This window comes from Perlucidibaca aquatica, assembly GCF_001676655.1.
Classification (GTDB): domain Bacteria; phylum Pseudomonadota; class Gammaproteobacteria; order Pseudomonadales; family Moraxellaceae; genus Perlucidibaca; species Perlucidibaca aquatica.
Genome location: NZ_LZDB01000002.1, coordinates 1,393,834 through 1,411,607, shown reverse-complemented (window position 1 = coordinate 1,411,607; position 17,774 = coordinate 1,393,834). Strand labels below are relative to the sequence as shown.

The following is a 17,774-nucleotide window of genomic DNA, read 5'->3' as shown; positions in this document are numbered from 1 at the left end:
TGTTTCCCAGTATACCTATTTGCTATCGATGCTGAAGGGAGTAACGATGACATTAACTAGCCAACGCGAAGAGCCCCTGCGGGATGATGTCCGGCGCTTAGGGCAGCTCTTAGGTGAAGTGCTTCAGGTTCAGTCGGGCCAACCCTTTTTTCAGCAAGTTGAGCAAGTACGACTCTGGTCGCAGCGAGCGGTTCAAGGTGATGTAGAAGCGCATACCCAGCTGTCGCAATTTCTTCGACAAGCGGATGCCGATACGCTGCGTAATGTGGCGAGAGCCTTTGGTCATTTCTTAAATTTGGCCAATATCGCCGAGCAATATCATCCCATTCGATTACGTCGACAGGCCATGACGCCCACGGCTGCAGATGGTTTGCGGGCGGTTCTGCGCCGCGCCTTGGCGCAGGGGATGTCACGAGAGCAAATCTTGTCAGCCGTTGGGCAATTAAACATTGAACTGGTGCTCACCGCGCACCCCACGGAAGTAACGCGCCGCACGCTCATGCAAAAGCAGGATGAAATTGCCGACATTTTGGCCAATTTGCACGAATCAAAATTGACGGCTAGTGAGCAGGCCGGGGAGTGGGGACGATTACGTCGCCGAATTGTTGCCGCCTGGGAAACGGATGAAATTCGCGGCCAGCGGCCAACACCGGTGGACGAAGCTAAGTGGGGCTTTGCCACCGTGGAAAACAGCATTTGGCGAGCGCTACCCGCCTGCTTGCGTGAGTTTGATGCCTGCTTACGTGAGGAGTTAGGGGATGGCATTGCGCTTGACGCGACGCCTATCCGTATGAGCTCTTGGATGGGTGGCGATCGTGATGGCAACCCCTTTGTGACCCACCAAGTGACAGCAGAAGTGATTGCCCTAGCGCGCTGGATGGCCTGCGACTTGTATCTGCGTGATGTGGATACCCTGCGTTCTGATTTGTCTTTATCTCACTGTGGCGCCGCGCTGCGCGCAAAAGTAGGGGAGGCCTCCCGCGAGCCCTATCGGGATTGGCTTAAGCATATTCGTCAACGCTTGCAGGCAACCCAGGCTGCCACGCTCATGGCCTTGGGGCAGAGCGAGCTGGTGTCGCTTACCGAGCGTTCCATGGCCGAGCCCTATGCTTCCCAAGCAGAGTTGCGCGCGGATATGCAGCTTTGCCATGACGATTTACATGCCGCAGGGCTAGGTCTGCTCTGCGATGGCGGCCTAACCGATACGTTGCGGCGAGTTTCCCTGTTCGGCTTTGGCTTGCTGCGCCTGGACATCCGCCAAGAGTCTTCGCGTCATGCCGATGCTCTGGCGGCTATTACGCAATATTTGGATTTGGGCGACTACAACGCCTGGGACGAGGCGCGCCGGCAACAATTTTTGTTGCAGGAATTAGCGAGTCCACGACCGTTGTTGCCCTTGTCGGCGTTATCCGCTGAAGCCGAGGCGGCGTTTAGTGATGAGGTGAGGGAGGTGCTGGCGACGTTCAGAATGCTCGCTACGCAGCCAGCTGAGGCACTTGGCGCCTATGTGATTTCGATGGCGCATCAGCCCAGTGATGTGTTGGCGGTCATGGTCTTACAGCGCAAAGCTGACAGTCAGCGGCCATTGCGCGTCGTGCCCTTGTTCGAAACCTATGATGACTTGGCGCGGGCGCCGTCTTGCTTGCAGGCGTTGTGGTCGCTGCCCATTTATCGTGACTGTATTCAGGGCCAGCAGGAAATCATGATTGGCTACTCAGACTCAGCGAAAGATGCCGGGTTTTTAGCGGCGGCTTGGGCGCAGTATCAAGCCCAAGAGTCGCTGTCCTCGCTGGCAGCAGAGGCTGGCATCAAACTGGTGTTTTTTCATGGGCGGGGTGGCAGCGTGAGTCGCGGAGGGGCGCCCACCGATCAGGCATTGCGTTCGCAGCCGCCGGGCTCCGTGAAAGGCGCGTTACGAGTCACTGAGCAAGGTGAAATGATACGCATGAAGTTTGGCTCGCCCGCAGTCGCCCAGCATCACCTGATGGGTTACTTGAAAGCGACGCTGGAGACCGTGCTGATGCCGCCGCCGCAGCTTCAGCCGTCTTGGCGTGAGGCCATGGCGCAACTTAGTGCGGTGTCCATGCAGCATTATCGGGATCAGCTACGCAATGATCCGGATTTTATTGAATACCTGCGGATCGTCACCCCCGAGCCTGAGTTGCAATTGCTGCCCTTGGGTTCTCGGCCAGCGAGGCGTCAGGTTGGTGGCGGGATTGCCTCCTTGCGGGCTATCCCTTGGGTTTTTGCTTGGACACAGATTCGACTCATGCTGCCGGCATGGTTGGGCGTGGCGCAAGCGCTTCAGACGGTGTCTTCCGCTACGCAAGAGGACATGCTGAAGCAGTGGCCATTTTTTGCTAGCTTGATTGATATGTTGGAGATGGTGCTGGCGAAGTCTGACAAAGCGATCGCCCAGCATTACGAAAATACGCTCACTCAAGACGCGGCTTTGCAGCAGTTGGGTGCGCGTTTACGCCATCAGCATGGCGAGCTCATTGAATTGCTCAAACGCCTGCAAGCGGGGCCCAGTTGGGCAGAGCGTAACGCCGTCTTGGCGCAATCGATTCGGTTGCGATCACCCTATTTGCTGCCGTTGCACTGGCTACAGGCCGAGCTGATGCAGCGACGCAGGTCGCTGACCTCCGAGCATCCTTCGGCGGAGGTGTTGCAGCATGATCGCGCCTTGATGGTGACGATGACGGGCATCGCAGCGGGCATGCGGAATACGGGCTGATGCGCGAAGCGCTATAGCCCAGCTAAGAAACGTAGGCCAACTAGGACTAATAAAACAGCAAACGCGCGCTTTAGTTGTTGCGCAGGGATGCGATGGGCCATCACGGCTCCGGCATGGGCGGCAAACATGCTGGTCAACGCAATGCCGGCGAGCGCGGGCCAGTAGATATAGCCTGTGCTGCCAGCAGGGAGCTCTGTCAGGCCCCAGCCACTGAAGATAAATCCGATCATGCCCGCGACAGCAATGGGGAAGCCGCAGGCGGCTGCGGTGCCAACGGCGCGGCGCATCGCCACACCTTGCTTGACTAAGTAAGGCACCATCAGGCTGCCACCGCCAATGCCAAATATGGCCGATGCCACGCCAATCAAACCGCCCACCGCATGCAACTCAGCAGGTTGAGGTGTGGGAGCGATGGTCTCAACCGGTTTACTGCCGCGAAACATCTTCAGACCCGTCCACACGGCAAAAACACCAATGATAATTTGCAGGGTGCGTGCGGGGAGGGCATGGGCAATTTGCGCGCCAATGAGCGAGCCAATCACCAGGCCTAAGGCGAATTTCTTGAATAACCCAGTATCCACGCCACCTTGGGCGTAATGCGTGCGAACAGAGCTGATCGACGTCAGCACAATGCTGGCCAGCGACGTACCGACGGCTAAATGGGTTAGCACGGTGGGCGAGATGCCCTGCGCGTGGAAACAAAAAATCAGTGCAGGCACCAGTACCATGCCGCCGCCAATGCCCAGTAAACCGGCCAAAAAGCCGGCTAATGCACCGGTTGCCGCGAAGATCGCCAGGCTGGTCAACATGCTGTCATCTCTCCAGTAGATGCTACGACTCAAGGTGTTCAGGGGCGGTGAGTTTCACCAAAATGTCATCCCGTTGTCACGGGACTGGCATTTGTCCTAGGCAAAGTGCTCGTATGAAAACACAGATGACGAGCCCACAGATGATGAATGCTCAGCAAGCACCCACGAATGCTCAGGCCATAACCACGCGGGCAACTTATGCCACAGAACAGGTTGCGCCATTGCGTCAGAAGCCACGCTTAGAGGCGCGCTTTGCCACGAATACTGGCATGGTAACGGCCGCGCAACGCTTGCGCGCTGAAATTTTTGGTGCTGAATATGGCGTTGCGTTTGATGGTCTGGATGTAGATGCCTACGATGATTTTTGCCTGCACTTAAATGTCTATGACGTGGCTAATGATCTGCTGATCGCCACCACGCGTGTGTTGAGTAGCGAGCAAGCGGCCTTAGCGGGCGGGTTTTACTCGGCGCAAGAGTTCGACCTGGGGGCGCTGAAAAATTACAACGGCCGTATTTTGGAAGTGGGCCGCACCTGCGTTCACCCAGACTATCGTTCGGGTGCGGCTATCACGGTGCTGTGGTCGGCCCTGTCGGATTATTTAATGCGTGAAGGCTTTAATCTGCTCATTGGCTGCGCCAGCATTAGCTTGGCCGATGGTGGCACCACCTTGGCCAGCGTGATGCCAACGTTACGTGAAAAGCACTTTGTGGGCGATGAACTGCGCGTCAGCCCTAGCCGTGAAATCATGCTGTCGGCGGCCGGTACCGGTGCTGTGAGCGTTCCACCGCTATTGAAAGCTTACTTACGCATGGGCTGCAAAATTGGTGGCGAGGCCTGCTGGGATCCAGAATTTAATTGTGCAGATGTTTTCATTTTCATGGATGTACAAGCGATGGCGGGGCGTTATGCTCAACGGTTCCTGAAGACAGCCTAAGATGAGTTCCTGTGAGCAGAGCGCCGCGCAATCGTTATCAACATCCTGCCATTGTGGTCAGGCCTGCCATGTCGTTTAAAGTACTCGTGCGTTTAGTTGCCGTAGTGACTTACTTGCTCTTTGGTGTTGTCCTGGCACTGCTCATTGGCATGTTCTTCGTTCGCTTCACGGTGTGGCAGCGTCCTGTCATTGCTTGGTGGCTGCGCGGGTTTTGTCGCGTTCTGAACTTACACGTTACGGTCCAAGGTGCTCCGGTTGAAGAAAGCGCTTTGTGGATCAGTAACCATGTTTCCTGGATGGACATTCCCGTGATTGGTGGGATTCGGCCCTTACGCTTTTTATCTAAAGCGGAAGTCGCGAAATGGCCGATTATTGGTCATCTCGCACAGGCCGCGGGTACTCTGTTTATTCAGCGGGGTTCCGGCGATGCCGATCGTGTCAGCCACGAAATGGTGCGGTCGTTGCGCGAAGGTAAACGTGTGCTGTTTTTCCCGGAAGGCACCACGACCGATGGCTTTAGCGTGAATCGGTTTTTTGCCAAGCTGTTTACAGCGGCCAGCACCAGTCAATGCCCTATCCAGCCGTTGGTGATTTGCTATCAAAAAGCCAATGGTCAGCTTCATCCATTAGCGCCCTATATTGGTGACGATGAGCTAACCGCGCATTTGCTGAATTTGCTGGCCGGCGAGCCGGTACGCGTCATCGTGCACTGCTTGCCATCGGAAGCTGCCGGCACGCGTGATGCTAGCGCGCTAGCCAAGCATTTCGAGTTACTGATGGGGCAAACACTGCGTGATTTGCATGGGTCGGAACAGCCGCCGAGCCGAGGTGATCATCCCTCCGTCAAAGCCGCATAATTTTTGACAATATCTGCTGTCTGAAATAGGCTGCTGCCACTTTTCGCAGCTTATTTAGGAGACGCAGCGATGGCTTCCGCAGCGCACTTACTCGCACAACCGCTCACCTTACCGAATGGCAGCGTGCTGCCTAATCGTCTGGCCAAGTCGGCACTCAGTGAAACCCTAGGTACCATGGATAACCGCGTCACACCGGCTTTAGTGCGTCTCTACGAGCGCTGGGCGAAGGGTGGTACCGGTTTGCTCATCACCGGCAACATCATGATTGATCGTCGCGCCTTGGGTGAGCCGGGCAACGTCGTTATTGAAGACGATCGTGACCTGCCCTTGTTGAAAGCCATGGCCGAGGGGGTTGCCAGTCATGGCAGTAAACTCTGGGCGCAAATCAACCATCCCGGCAAGCAATCACCGAAAGGCCTGAACCGTGAAAATGTCTCGCCCTCAGCCATTCCCTTCGGTAAGCAAATGCAGGCGTTTTTCACGACGCCTCGTGAGCTAACCGACGTTGAAATTCTCGACATCATTGCGCGTTTTGGCCGTGCTGCTGGCGTGGTAAAGCAGGCCGGCTTTCATGGCGTTCAGATTCATGGCGCGCATGGCTACTTAGTGAGTCAGTTCTTGTCGCCTAAGCACAACATTCGAACGGATGCTTGGGGTGGTACGCCAGAAAATCGCCGCCGTTTTGTCTTGGCGGTCTATCAAGCCATGCGTGATGCGGTTGGTCCGGATTTCCCCATTGGTATTAAGTTGAACTCGGCGGACTTCCAGCGCGGTGGCTTTACCGAAGAAGAATCCTTGGCGACGATTCAGGCTTTAGCGGCAGTAGGCATTGATTTAGTTGAGATTTCTGGGGGCACCTACGAGGCGCCGGCGATGGCGGGTAAAAAAACCAGCACCGTGGAGCGTGAGGCTTATTTCTTGGAGTTTGCTGAGAAAGTTCGTCAGCACATCACCACGCCATTAATGGTCACGGGTGGTTTCCGTACGCTCACTGCGATGAATGCGGCGCTGGGCTCGGGCGCGATGGATGTGGTCGGTCTTGGGCGTCCGTTATGTATTGAGCCTGACGCGTCTAAGCGTTTGTTGGCGGGCGAAGAAACCCGTCATCGTGTAAAAATGATTAGTACTGGCATTAAGCAAATTGATGATATGGCCCTGATGGAGGTCATGTGGTACGTGCGTCAACTCCACCGCATGAGTCGCGGCGAAGAGCCCAAGCCCAAGGAGTCCGCATTGTGGTCACTGCTGACCAATATGCTGACGAATATGCGTGGCACCCTAAAAACGCGTCGCTTACGCGCGAGCTAATGCAACAATTTAGCAGGCGCTGATGATGTAAGGCGTTGCCAAAAAGGCGGCAAACTCGGTATAGTTCGCCGCCTTCATCGCGCCAGTGGTGAAATTGGTATACACGCCAGATTTAGGTTCTGGTGCCGCAAGGCGTGGAGGTTCAAGTCCTCTCTGGCGCACCACTTTTTTTGTTAGCTGCCTGTGCTAACTGTTGCGCCCTCAACAAGTCCCTTTCGTAATAGGCACTCGCCAACATATGCAGCTCGGCATTGATGCTTTCGCGCAAACTGAATAAATCTAGCCCGCTGTGATCCAATCGCCTTACCCCAAACGTGGTCAAGTCCTGAATCTGTCGTGCCATGTTTTTGAGTAGTTGTTGCAACCAAGTCCAGTGGTTGGCTTCCTCACGGAAAGGGATGCGACGGCTTTGCAGTTCATGACGCAGACGCTCCGCATCGAAAATCTCAAAGTAGCGCGGCATGATTTGTTGCAATAAGCCGTCCAAACGCTGCCAAATTAAGCGCTTCTCGTGATCGCTGTAACGATTCCATTCAATCACTTCAGGCAAGTATCGGCGACACCCACGGCAAACTGTATCACCGTAGGTGGTGGAGCAAATGCCGATGCAGGGCGTTGGAACTGAGCGAAACAACATGGGCGAGCACTCGCAAGCCAAAACGTGTGGCACACGATAGCAAATTTGATTCAATCTGCGGGTCTACAAATGTTGCAAATGCTTTGACATACCGCCGACGACTCGGTGAGATAGCAACTTGGTTTTTTCCACAGGGGATTGGGTGATGGATAGTTATGTTTTAGTCAAAATGCTGCACGCTATTTTAGTGCTGGCCGTGGGCGGCTTATTTTTGTGGCGTGCCTTTCTGATGCTAACGCGTCCGCCGGCACAAAACGGCAAAGTGCCTACCTTGTTGGCTCATACCTTCAGTTTCGGTGTACTCGTCACGGGCCTAATCATGGTGGCGTTGTTCGGCAGCATGCCAGCGTGGGTACTGACCAAGCTAGTTTGCTTGTTTATTTTTATTGCGTTGGGGGTTGTCGCCTTCAAGCGGGCAAAGACGCGCTCAATGCAATTAGTGATGATGGCCTTAGCTCTGTTAACCTACGGGTTCTTGGTCAGCGTTGCCGTGACCAAAGTGCCTGCGGGCTTTTTGGGTTGATGTCGTGTCAACGCTTATGACTTTGCGTCGTTCTGACGCGATGAGGGATGCCAGAAGGCATCCAACCTTTTTTTGGAGATTTACATGCGTATTTTAATGACAGCAGCAATGGCGGGCACATTGGTTCTGGCGGGTTGTACCACAAATCCGTATACCGGTGAGCGTCAAGTCAGCAAGGGCGCTTATGGCGCCATCATTGGTGCAGCAGCAGGTTGCGCCATTGCCTCTGCCACCACTAAGCGTGGTGAACGTAACGAGCGTTGCGGTCAGGGCGCGGCCATTGGTGGCGTTGTTGGCGGCGGTGCCGGCGTCTACATGGACGTGCAAGAAAAGAAACTGCGTGATCGTTTAGCGGGGGTGGGTGTGGGCATTCAACGTGACCCAAACACCGGCGCTATCAATCTGATCATGCCAGGCAACATCACTTTCCCAACGGCACAGGCAAGCATTCGTGCTGATTTTTACCCGGTACTAGATGCTGTTTCTGACGTGCTGAAAGAGTACAAAGACACGACGATTACCGTTAGCGGCCATACCGATAGCCAAGGCGATGCTGCTTACAACCAGAAATTGTCGCAGGATCGCGCGAGCTCGGTGGCCAGCTACTTAGTCAATCGTGGTGTGGCATCGGGTCGTGTGTCAGCCGTTGGTTTTGGTAAGACACAACCGATTGCGGATAACAGCAGCGAGGCGGGCCGTACTCAGAATCGTCGCGTTGAAATTCGTATCAATCCTACGCAGCAGTAATGAGCTGATGCCAAAAAAAAGCGCGCCTTAGGGCGCGCTTTTTTTTGGCATCATGCGGTAAATCGGCGGAAGTTGATTCACTGCATTAAAGTGCACGCCGAGGTCGCGAAGGATGCCGTCTTCGATACTAAAGATAAAGCCATGAACTGACACATCTTGGCCGCGTTTCCACGCATTTTGAATAATCGTGGTGTGGCAGACGTTGGCGACTTGCTCGACCACATTCAGTTCGCAGAGTTGATCGAATCGCTGCTGGGCATCTAGCCCCTGAAACTCGGACTCATAGAGTCGATAAATATCTTTAATGTGACGTAACCAGTTATCAATCAGACCAAACTCTTGGTCTTCCAGTGCCGCTTTAACGCCGCCACAGCCGTAGTGTCCCGTGACCAGGATATGCTTAACCTTCAACACATCGACGGCGTATTGCAGTACCGATAAGCAGTTCATGTCGGTGTGCACGACTAAATTGGCGACATTGCGATGAACAAACACTTCACCGGGTAGCAAGCCCATGATTTCGTTCGCGGGTACGCGACTATCCGCACAGCCTATCCATAAAAATTGCGGTGTTTGCTGTTGGGCAAGCTTCTGAAAAAACTCGGGGTCACGCGCTTTAACGGCATCTGCCCATTCACGATTATTGCGAAATAGCTCTTCTAGCATGTCTGTCTCCCAGCGAATGTGCGCGAGTATGCCATAGCCATGGCATCATGCAGACGTCTCTAAGGAGTAGGAATATGGTGCTGAGAGCTGAGGGTGGGCAACGCATGAATTGGACACAATTACTGTCTACGCAGCGTTTCAAAATCAAGCAGGGCCACATACTCGCCACGCATGCGGCTGCGAGTGCTGATGGCACGGCAGGGCTGCGCTCAGAGTTTCACATTGACCATGATCGGGTGGTGTTTTCCAGCGCGTTCCGTCGTCTCGGCCGCAAAACACAGGTGCATCCGCTAGCCCTGCATGACCATACGCATAACCGACTGACGCATAGTGTGGAGGTCGCTAGTGTGGGGCGCAGCTTAGGCAACCGTGTCGGCGCCATGCTGCAAGCAGGTGGCTTCTTGCCACCCTTAGCCACCCCCTTTGATATTGGTGGCATCGTGCAAGTGGCGTGTCTCGCTCATGATTTGGGCAATCCGCCTTTTGGTCATACCGGCGAATACGCTCTGCGCGATTGGTTCGCGCAGCCTGAGCGAACGCAGTTGCTTGAAGGCTTAAGCGTGGCTCAGCGTCACGATATTCAAACTTATGAAGGTAATGCGCATGGCCTGCGCCTGCTGACATCGCTCGAAATGTATGCGGGCGAAGGCGGCATGCGATTGACGGCGGCAAGCCTCGGGGCTTTGGTGAAGTATCCGTGGACCGCTCAAACCTGTCCTGAGCGAGGCAAGTTCAATGTCTATCAAGCTGAACTGAGCTATTTTCGTGCCGTGGCTGAAGCCCTAGGGCTTCCCGTGCGTGGGCCGGAGCAGTGGGCTCGGCATCCGTTGTCTTATCTCATGGAGGCTGCTGACGACATCTGTTATGCGATTGTTGATTTAGAGGATGCCGTGGAAATGGACATACTCGATCTGCATGAGTTTGAACGCTTGTTGGCGCCCATCGTGGACCCGGACAAGGTCTGGCAAATTCGCGAGCCCCGTCAGTACGCAGCCGCCTTGCGCGGCACCATGGTGGGTCGTTGTGTGAAGGATTTGGCCGACACCTTTATGCGGCATCACGATGCATTGCTGGCCGGCGAATTGCCGTTAAAAGACTTGATTGCCGGAGCCAGCCCAGAAGTGCGCGATACGTTGGTCGCGGCTAAGCAGCTTGCTAGCGATAAAATTTATCGGCACCGCAGCAAGGTCGTCACCGAGATTGCGGCATATCCGTGTTTGGCGGTCTTGCTCGATACGCTGATTCCTGCGGTGCGCACTTTTTGCTTGCAAGGTGCGGCAGCGCTCAGTCATCGTCAGCACACACAGTTAGCACTGTTGCCGCGCTCACTAGTGCCAGGTTTATCGCTCTATGAAGGCTATTTGCAGGTGCTCGACTTTGTGGGTGGTATGACCGATAACCACGCGGCTCGATTAGCCCGAGACATATCAGGTGTGGGTATTCTGTAAGCATTTTTGTGTTGAGGAAATCCTCAGAGCCGACTTGAACGGGTTGTTTGGAGTGCTATGCTCACCGGCGCGACTCAATAGTCATTTTTTAGGAGTGCTTCATGCAGCTGCAAAATAAAATCGCCATCGTGACCGGTGGCGCTTCAGGTTTAGGTCTAGCCACGGTCAAAGGCTTTCTCGATAAAGGCGCAAAAGTCGCTATTTTTGATTTGAATGTGGACGTCGGTCAGTCCGTGGCAGCCGAGCTGGGTGAAAACTGTCACTTTTGTCAGGTCAACGTGTCGGATGAGGCGTCTGTTCAAGCCGCACTTGCCGAGGTATCGAGCAAGTGGGGCGGTGTGCATGTGGCGGTAAACTGTGCCGGGATTGGTAGCGCTATGCGTACGGTGGGTAAGAATGGCCCGCACTCGCTCGACGTGTTCAATAAAGTCATCACGGTGAATCTCATCGGCACCTTTAACGTGACACGTTTAGCTGCTGCTGAAATGGCGAAAAACGAAGGCAATGCCGACAACGAGCGCGGCGTCATTATTAACACCGCATCCGTGGCGGCGTTTGATGGCCAAATTGGTCAGGTCGCTTACTCCGCGTCCAAAGGTGGCGTGGTGGGTATGACCTTGCCGTTAGCGCGTGACTTAGCCAGTGTGGGTGTGCGTGTAAACACCATCGCTCCGGGTATTTTCAACACGCCGCTGATGAACGCTGCGCCGGATAGCGTGAAGCTGCCGCTTATTGAAATGACGCAGTTCCCTAAGCGTTTAGGCTATCCCGAAGAGTACGCTTTGCTCGCCATTCAGCTCGTCGAAAATGCCTTTCTGAATGGCGAAACCATTCGAATTGATGGCGCCATTCGTATGGCACCGCGCTGAATTAAGTTCTCTCGTTAGCCGCCTGCAGCAGCGCATCCATTTCTTGCAAAATGCGCTGCTGTAAACGGTCATCCAAAAAACCTTCCGGTAAGTTGAGTGCAGCCTCCAAGCTGGCGCGTAATGCCGGCACACCGGTGTATCGGCAGGCACCGAGTAGTCGATGCACGGCCCGTCGCCACGCGTCGGCATCTTGCGTATCACGAGCCAGCTGAAGTTGTTCACGAGCCAACGGCATATCCTCGGCCAATGTGGCAATGAGCTTTTCCGCCAGATCACGACGTCCGCCAGCGAGTCGCTCGGCCTCAGGCCAATCAATCGTCGCCAAAGGCGCGCTGATAAACCGTGTCCACTGCTGCAGGATGTGGTTGAGCTGACTCTCATCTAAAGGTTTGCTGAGGTAGTCATCAATGCCATTGCGCAGCCAAAATTCGCGCTCGGAGCTCAATGCATGGGCAGTGAGCGCAATGATGGGAACACGTTGGCCGCCACGCTCTTGGGCACGAATGCATTGAGCCGCTTCTAGGCCATTCATGATGGGCATTTGAATGTCCATGAAGATCAGATCAAAGATAGCGCCTGCGGCTTTCTCAATGGCCAGTGCGCCGTTTTCGGCGGTCTCTACACGAATACCGAGCTCACTCAACCAGACCTGCATGAGGTGTAAGTTGGCGGGGTGATCATCCACCACCAGCACGCGAATCGGGTCGCTGGCGAGCTGGTTATAGTGCAATTGCGTGTGGCTTTGTGGATTTGCCAGCGCCGAATGGAAGAAGGGGTCGCGAGATGCCCACCACGTCACCGTAAACGTAGAGCCCTTGCCGATCTCACTGACCGCCGAGATGTTTCCAGCCATGATCTGAACCAGTTGCCGGGTGATGGTGAGCCCCAGGCCTGTGCCGCCGAAGTGTCGAGAGGTGGATGTGTCCGCTTGCTCGAAGGCCTCAAACAATCGCTGTAATCGATTGGGATCTATACCAACGCCAGTGTCGCTTATGCTGAGCTGACAATGCACGCGGCCTGCTTCTTCGGCCAATAACCTCAGTTGCGCTAGGATTTGCCCACGAGCCGTAAACTTAATGGCATTGCTTATTAGGTTGGTCATGATCTGACGCAAGCGTAGCGGGTCCCCCAACACGGACTCGGGTAAATTCGCATCGACATCCACGAGAATTTCCACGGCTTTGTCGCCTAATAGGGGCGCAAGCATGGCGGTGCTGTCACTTAACAGGCTACCAAGTTGAACCGGCGTTTCATCCAGTACTAAACGTCCCGCTTCAATTTTGGATAGATCTAACAGGTCATTCAAAATGGCCAACAGGTGCTCGCCAGAACGGGACAGTGCTTGCACATGTTGTTGCTGCAAAGCGGATAGCGAGCTGCGTTCGAGTAAGCGCGCAAACCCTAGTAGGCTGGTTAGCGGCGTACGAATTTCATGACTGATATTGGCGAGAAACTCTGACTTTAATTGGTTGCTCACCTGCGCACTGCGGCGGGTCGCATGCAGCTCAATGTTCTGACGTTCAATGGCATCCAAGGTTTCGCGAAGTTCTGCTTCGGTGTGCTCACTGTCTTGAACCAGCTGCTCGATGGCGGTCTTCTGCTTGAAGTAGTAGCGCGTTAGGAAGCTCACCAATTCGGGCCAAATTCGCTTGGCCTGGGCATGTTGCTTCGGCGTGATTCTTTCCGGGTGGTTAAGCGCAACTGCAAAGCGATTGATCGGCAACAACGTTTGCCGAAGGAACAGTAATAGCAGGATGGCCAGCACCAGTAAGAGTGCCATGCTAAGGGCGATGTACTGGACGAGTCGCTCGTAAAACGCGAGTCTAATCACTTGCTGGGAGGCTTCGAGGACCAACCAGCGACCATCATCGAGTTGGCGAACCTCTTGGGCTCCGCCGTCAATCGCAAAGCTAGCCTGCGCGGGATCTACCCGATTGAGTTGCTCAATCATGGGTAGACGGACCTGGCTCTGCCCGACTTGTTTGATGAGCCTTCCTGCGGGACTGAGCACACTGATTTGACGAATGGAGTCATCCCGTAGGCCGAGCTTTAGGAAGGCCTCTAGTTCGCTGCTGCTCAGGATGGATCGATTCAAGACTTCTGCTGTGCTGTGCAGCGTGATGTCCTTGCTGTGTTGATAGCGTGCCAATAAATCGTCTTGGTAGTGCGAGCTGATTGCCCAAGATAGGCTCAGCAATAAGGCCGCCACAGGCAACAAAAAAGCAAATAACAGGCGGTGATGCAGGGTCCACGGATACATCCGGGCGCTCCTTGGCGGGTAAAAATTGATGAGTTAAAAGTAAGACTATCATGCCGATCTTGGCTGGGGCATGCGATTGCTTTTTGAGCAAAAAAAGGCACAATGTGCCTCATTCTGACAAAAACAAAAGTCAACAATTACAACTGTTTTGAGGCTACGTAAGCCTCGTCTTTAGGGATGTTATGCGCCAAATACCTGCATTTTTTCGATTAGTCATGCTAACCACCTCCTTGGCCGCGCTGCTGACAGCGTGTGGCACCAGTGAAACGGGTTCTTCGGGTTCGAGTACACAGGCTCGTCAGCGGGGTGACTTGCCTTTGGGTACGGCGCAGGGTGTTAAGCCGGCCTCCTGCTCTAATGCTAAAAACGTCGCGGGTCAGGTGTATCGTGTTGAAATCCCTTCCCGGGTTGATGGCGAGAGCATCGTATTTCAAGTGTTTGAGCCGGACACCCTGAACTGCGTCGAGAAGCATGCGCTGATTTTGGAAGGGCATGGTTACTCAGGCTCTCGCCAAACCGATAAGAGCGGCGGCCAGTCGCCCTTGTCTTTTGGTGCGCCCATTGGCGATTTGACGAAAGCAGGCTATGCCGTCATCAGTATTGATCAGCGCGGGCATGGTGAATCCGGCGGTACGGTGCGTGTCATGGACCCGGCCTTTGAAGGGCAGGATCTGGTTGCCATTGTTGACTGGGCAGAACAGCACCTCGACTTCCTGAAGTATCGCGACGGCAACTTATTGCTCGGCGGCATCGGGGGAAGCTACGGTGGCGGTTATCAGATGCTGCTCTGGGAGACGGACCCCAGCCAGCGCATGGATGCCATAGTGCCGGAAATTACGTGGAACGATCTTCCCTACAGCCTGAATCCCGGCAATGTGGTGAAGAGTTATTGGGCGTTGTTTTTGGCCGGTGCGGGGGATGCTTTAACGCAGGGTCGCCAGGACCCGTTTATTCGCGCCACCTTACTCGATGGTGTGGCAACCGGGGTCTTTCCTGCGGATGCATTGCCTCAGTTTGCCGCCCATTCCCCCGCGTACTTCTGTGGCCAAGGCTATAGCGACATGAAGGGCGTAACGGCTGATGGCTCTAGCTATGTGCTGGCGCCTTTGGCCACCAATATTCCGCTCACGTCTGGCGTGTTCTCCATCAGCCGCTCACCGTTGAAGCGCTTCCAAAAAGTGGATGCGCTGATTTTCCAAGGGATGCGTGATCACCTGTTTAACTTCAACGAGGCTTATCACAACTACCAATGCTTGCAGCGCGGTGGCGGTGATGTCCGTCTCCTGAGTTACGAAACCGGTCATGGGGCGTTGTCGCCAGATGTTGGCTTGGTTTCGCAAGCCGTCCAGATCCAAGCTTTGCCGCTGAGTCGTAACTGCGGCTCGGTAGACGCGACAGCGGCCACATTGGCCTGGTTCAACGAGAAGCTGCTGGGCAAGGGCAATGCCGATTCGGCAATTCCGTCGGGTAAAAATGTGTGCCTGTCGCTCACGCAAAAAGATGCCGTGGCAGTGCCTCAAGTCACTGTCGGTGGTACGGAGTTTCCAGTGGCCCTGCCCGGCGGTTTGCCGGTCCCGGTGACCTTGGCGCAACTAGTGCCCACGATTGTGCCGTTGACCGGCGTAGCAGAGGGTACGAATGTGCTGGCGGGCATTCCGCGATTGAAGGTCAAGGTAGGTCGAGGTGTAGAGGCCTTGGATGCCTTGTGTCAGAAGGCTCAGGAGCCATTGCTGCGATTGGGTAGCTGCGATAGCACGGTTTTTGTGGGGCTGGGCATCATCACCGCATCGGCGAGCGGTAAAATTCCGGTCGTGCCGGAGTTGATTGACAATCAGGTCATGCCTTTGCGCGGCTTTGGCGACTTTGATGTGGACATGGTGGGCGTTGCAGAGCGAATTCATGCCGGCGACCAGCTGGTGCTACTGGTCTACGGGAATAGCCCGACCTTTATCGCCACGAGCTCCCGCGATTTGAGCACTGCTATCGTGACCCTCAGTGGCACGGTCAAACTACCTTTGTTGGGTGACTTGCCCAGTCTTTCGCCCAGTGCATCAGGTGGCGGCCTGCCCATTCCTGGCCTTTAACCGCTAACGACACGTTCAGCGACGCTTGCAAAGCGCCCGCTGGCCATTTGGTCAGCGGGCGCTTTGTCTTTACAATCCGCCATCACCTTCTGGAGCCTGCGCGCAATGAGCGATTTTCCCGGTTCGCCCCCTCGCTATGCCACCATTGCCGATACCGTGGGCAACACGCCACTGGTGCGCCTGCAGCGCCTGCCCGGCAATACCAGCAATATCGTGCTGGTGAAGCTGGAGGGAAATAATCCGGCCGGCTCAGTCAAGGACCGCCCGGCGCTGTCGATGATCGAGCAGGCCGAGCGGCGCGGCGACATCAAGCCCGGCGACACGCTGATCGAGGCAACCTCTGGCAATACCGGCATTGCGCTGGCGATGGCGGCAGCAATCAAGGGCTACAAGATGAAGCTGATCATGCCGGCGAACCAGAGCCAGGAGCGCAAAGATGCCATGGCGGCTTATGGTGCCGAGCTGATTTCGGTCACCAAGGAAGACGGCATGGAAGGCGCGCGTGATCTGGCCATGCGCATGCAAAGCGAAGGCCAGGGCGTGGTGCTGAACCAGTTCGGCAACCTCGACAATCCGCTGGCGCACTATAGGGGCACCGGTCCGGAAATCTGGCAGCAGACGCAGGGCACGATCACGCATTTCATCAGCTCCATGGGCACGACCGGCACCATCATGGGCACGTCGCGCTATTTGAAAGAACAGAACCCGGCGGTGCAGATCGTCGGCTTGCAACCCTGCGAGGGTGCGGCGATTCCCGGCATCCGGCGCTGGCCGGAGGCGTATCTGCCGACCATCTTCGATCGTTCTCGCGTGGATTGGGTGATGGATATCGCCCAGCCCGAAGCGGAGGCGACCATGCGTCGGCTGGCACGCGAAGAAGGCATTTTCTGCGGGGTGTCGTCGGGCGGCTCGGTGTGGGCGGCGCTGGAGCTGTCGAAGCAATTGGAGAATGCCGTGATTGTGGCCATTGTCTGTGATCGTGGCGACCGCTACCTGTCCACTGGCGTATACACGGAGCCGGTATGAATACGCTGGTGTTCGACATCGAGACGGTGCCCGACATCGCCGGCGGCCGTCGCCTCTATGGCCTGGACGGGCTGGATGATGCGGCTGCCGGCGAGGCGCTGTTCAAGCTGCGTCGGCAGGAAACTGGCGGCTCCGACTTCATCCGTCATTCGCTGCAGCGCGTGGTCTGCATCTCCGCGGTGCTGCGTTCGCGTGATGGCGTGAAGGTCTGGTCGCTGGGTGACGAGTCGGAAAGCGAGGCGCAGATCATCAAGCGGTTTTTCGATGGTCTGGAGAAGACCCAGCCGACGCTGGTGTCGTGGAACGGCAGCGGCTTTGACCTGCCGGTGCTGCATTATCGCGCACTGATCAACGGTATTCAGGCGCCGAGCTACTGGGATCAGGGCGAGCACAACCGCGAGGCCAAGTTCAACAACTACCTCGGCCGTTTCCACTCGCGTCATACCGACCTGATGGACCTGCTTGCCGGCTATCAGGCCCGCGCCGTGCAGCCGCTGGATCAGGTCGCGACGCTGCTCGGCTTTCCGGGCAAGGCCGGCATGGACGGCAGCCAGGTCTGGCCGGCTTTTCTGGCCGGCGAGCTGAGCAAGATCCGCCAGTATTGCGAGACCGATGTGCTCAACACCTGGCTGGTCTGGCTGCGCTTCCAGTTCATGCGCGGCCAGCTCGACAAGGCCGGGCTGGATGCTGAGCTGGGTCTGGTGCGCGAGCTGCTGCAAGCCTCGGCGATGCCGCATCTGCAAGCCTTTCTGGCGGACTGGGATGCGGCTCAGGCGGCGCTGCCCAGCCTTGATCTGCCGCTGAATCACCCCATCAATTCCTGATGTGACGGGCCGTGTGCCCGTTACCCTTTTCGTTACCAGCAAGA

General features: G+C 55.7%; 15 protein-coding genes and 1 tRNA gene. 12 read left to right on the top strand and 4 right to left on the bottom strand.

What is annotated here, in order from left to right; all coding sequences use genetic code 11:
* Window positions 1-46 precede the first annotated feature (46 nt).
* The gene (gene ppc / locus A8710_RS10345; RefSeq protein ID WP_068860269.1) at window positions 47-2,737 is read left to right on the top strand and encodes a phosphoenolpyruvate carboxylase; all 2,691 of its coding nucleotides are present in this window, start codon (window positions 47-49) and stop codon (window positions 2,735-2,737) included.
* An 11-nt stretch (window positions 2,738-2,748) separates the two neighbouring features.
* Here the strand turns inward: ppc and A8710_RS10340 are convergent, their stop codons facing one another.
* Window positions 2,749-3,546 (bottom strand): sulfite exporter TauE/SafE family protein, encoded by a 798-nt coding sequence (locus tag A8710_RS10340; RefSeq protein WP_068860267.1) that lies wholly within the window; start codon window positions 3,544-3,546, stop codon window positions 2,749-2,751.
* Window positions 3,547-3,671: 125 nt separating this feature from the next.
* Between A8710_RS10340 and A8710_RS10335 the strand changes: the two genes are divergently transcribed.
* The 4 genes from A8710_RS10335 (at window position 3,672) to A8710_RS10320 (ending at window position 6,810) form a co-directional block, all read left to right on the top strand.
* A complete protein-coding gene (locus A8710_RS10335) occupies window positions 3,672-4,481 on the top strand; it encodes a GNAT family N-acetyltransferase (RefSeq protein WP_157686399.1) in 810 nt (269 codons plus the stop codon).
* Window positions 4,482-4,492: 11 nt separating this feature from the next.
* Window positions 4,493-5,338 carry a lysophospholipid acyltransferase family protein gene (locus tag A8710_RS10330; protein ID WP_082968796.1) on the top strand — a complete coding sequence of 282 codons (846 nt, stop codon included), beginning with the start codon at window positions 4,493-4,495 and terminating at the stop codon, window positions 5,336-5,338.
* Between the two features lie 69 nt (window positions 5,339-5,407).
* The gene (locus A8710_RS10325) at window positions 5,408-6,646 is read left to right on the top strand and encodes an NADH:flavin oxidoreductase/NADH oxidase family protein (protein WP_068860265.1); all 1,239 of its coding nucleotides are present in this window, start codon (window positions 5,408-5,410) and stop codon (window positions 6,644-6,646) included.
* Window positions 6,647-6,725: 79 nt separating this feature from the next.
* Window positions 6,726-6,810, top strand: a tRNA-Leu gene (locus A8710_RS10320).
* Here A8710_RS10320 and A8710_RS10315 read toward each other — a convergent pair.
* Window positions 6,789-7,283, bottom strand: coding sequence for a DUF1289 domain-containing protein (locus A8710_RS10315; protein ID WP_082968795.1), 495 nt, complete (start codon window positions 7,281-7,283; stop codon window positions 6,789-6,791). The genes A8710_RS10320 and A8710_RS10315 overlap by 22 nt on opposite strands.
* Window positions 7,284-7,428: 145 nt before the next feature.
* On the opposite strand from A8710_RS10315, the gene A8710_RS10310 reads away from it, so the two are divergent.
* Window positions 7,429-7,806, top strand: a complete 378-nt coding sequence (locus A8710_RS10310) for a SirB2 family protein (RefSeq protein WP_068860263.1) — start codon at window positions 7,429-7,431, stop codon at window positions 7,804-7,806.
* An 84-nt stretch (window positions 7,807-7,890) separates the two neighbouring features.
* Window positions 7,891-8,553 carry an OmpA family protein gene (locus A8710_RS10305; RefSeq protein WP_198341659.1) on the top strand — a complete coding sequence of 221 codons (663 nt, stop codon included), beginning with the start codon at window positions 7,891-7,893 and terminating at the stop codon, window positions 8,551-8,553.
* A 27-nt stretch (window positions 8,554-8,580) separates the two neighbouring features.
* Here the strand turns inward: A8710_RS10305 and can are convergent, their stop codons facing one another.
* The gene (can, locus tag A8710_RS10300; protein ID WP_068860261.1) at window positions 8,581-9,219 is read right to left on the bottom strand and encodes a carbonate dehydratase; all 639 of its coding nucleotides are present in this window, start codon (window positions 9,217-9,219) and stop codon (window positions 8,581-8,583) included.
* A gap of 104 nt (window positions 9,220-9,323) precedes the next feature.
* Here can and A8710_RS10295 point away from each other — a divergent pair, with 104 nt between their 5' ends.
* The gene (locus A8710_RS10295) at window positions 9,324-10,667 is read left to right on the top strand and encodes a deoxyguanosinetriphosphate triphosphohydrolase (protein WP_068860778.1); all 1,344 of its coding nucleotides are present in this window, start codon (window positions 9,324-9,326) and stop codon (window positions 10,665-10,667) included.
* Window positions 10,668-10,768: 101 nt separating this feature from the next.
* Window positions 10,769-11,536 carry a 3-hydroxyacyl-CoA dehydrogenase gene (locus A8710_RS10290; protein WP_068860259.1) on the top strand — a complete coding sequence of 256 codons (768 nt, stop codon included), beginning with the start codon at window positions 10,769-10,771 and terminating at the stop codon, window positions 11,534-11,536.
* 1 nt (window position 11,537) lies between these two features.
* Here the strand turns inward: A8710_RS10290 and A8710_RS10285 are convergent, their stop codons facing one another.
* The gene (locus A8710_RS10285; protein WP_068860257.1) at window positions 11,538-13,796 is read right to left on the bottom strand and encodes an ATP-binding protein; all 2,259 of its coding nucleotides are present in this window, start codon (window positions 13,794-13,796) and stop codon (window positions 11,538-11,540) included.
* A 215-nt stretch (window positions 13,797-14,011) separates the two neighbouring features.
* On the opposite strand from A8710_RS10285, the gene A8710_RS10280 reads away from it, so the two are divergent.
* The 3 genes from A8710_RS10280 to A8710_RS10270 all read left to right on the top strand — a co-directional run bounded on the left by A8710_RS10280 (window position 14,012) and on the right by A8710_RS10270 (window position 17,730).
* Window positions 14,012-15,880, top strand: a complete 1,869-nt coding sequence (locus tag A8710_RS10280; RefSeq protein WP_198341658.1) for an alpha/beta hydrolase — start codon at window positions 14,012-14,014, stop codon at window positions 15,878-15,880.
* Window positions 15,881-15,985: 105 nt separating this feature from the next.
* On the top strand, window positions 15,986-16,906 hold the full coding sequence (cysM, locus tag A8710_RS10275) for a cysteine synthase CysM (protein ID WP_068860254.1): 921 nt from the start codon (window positions 15,986-15,988) through the stop codon (window positions 16,904-16,906).
* Complete coding sequence (locus A8710_RS10270; protein WP_068860252.1) at window positions 16,903-17,730, top strand: 3'-5' exonuclease; 828 nt, start codon at window positions 16,903-16,905, stop codon at window positions 17,728-17,730. Before cysM ends, A8710_RS10270 begins: the two co-directional genes overlap by 4 nt.
* The last annotated feature ends 44 nt before the right edge of the window (window positions 17,731-17,774 follow it).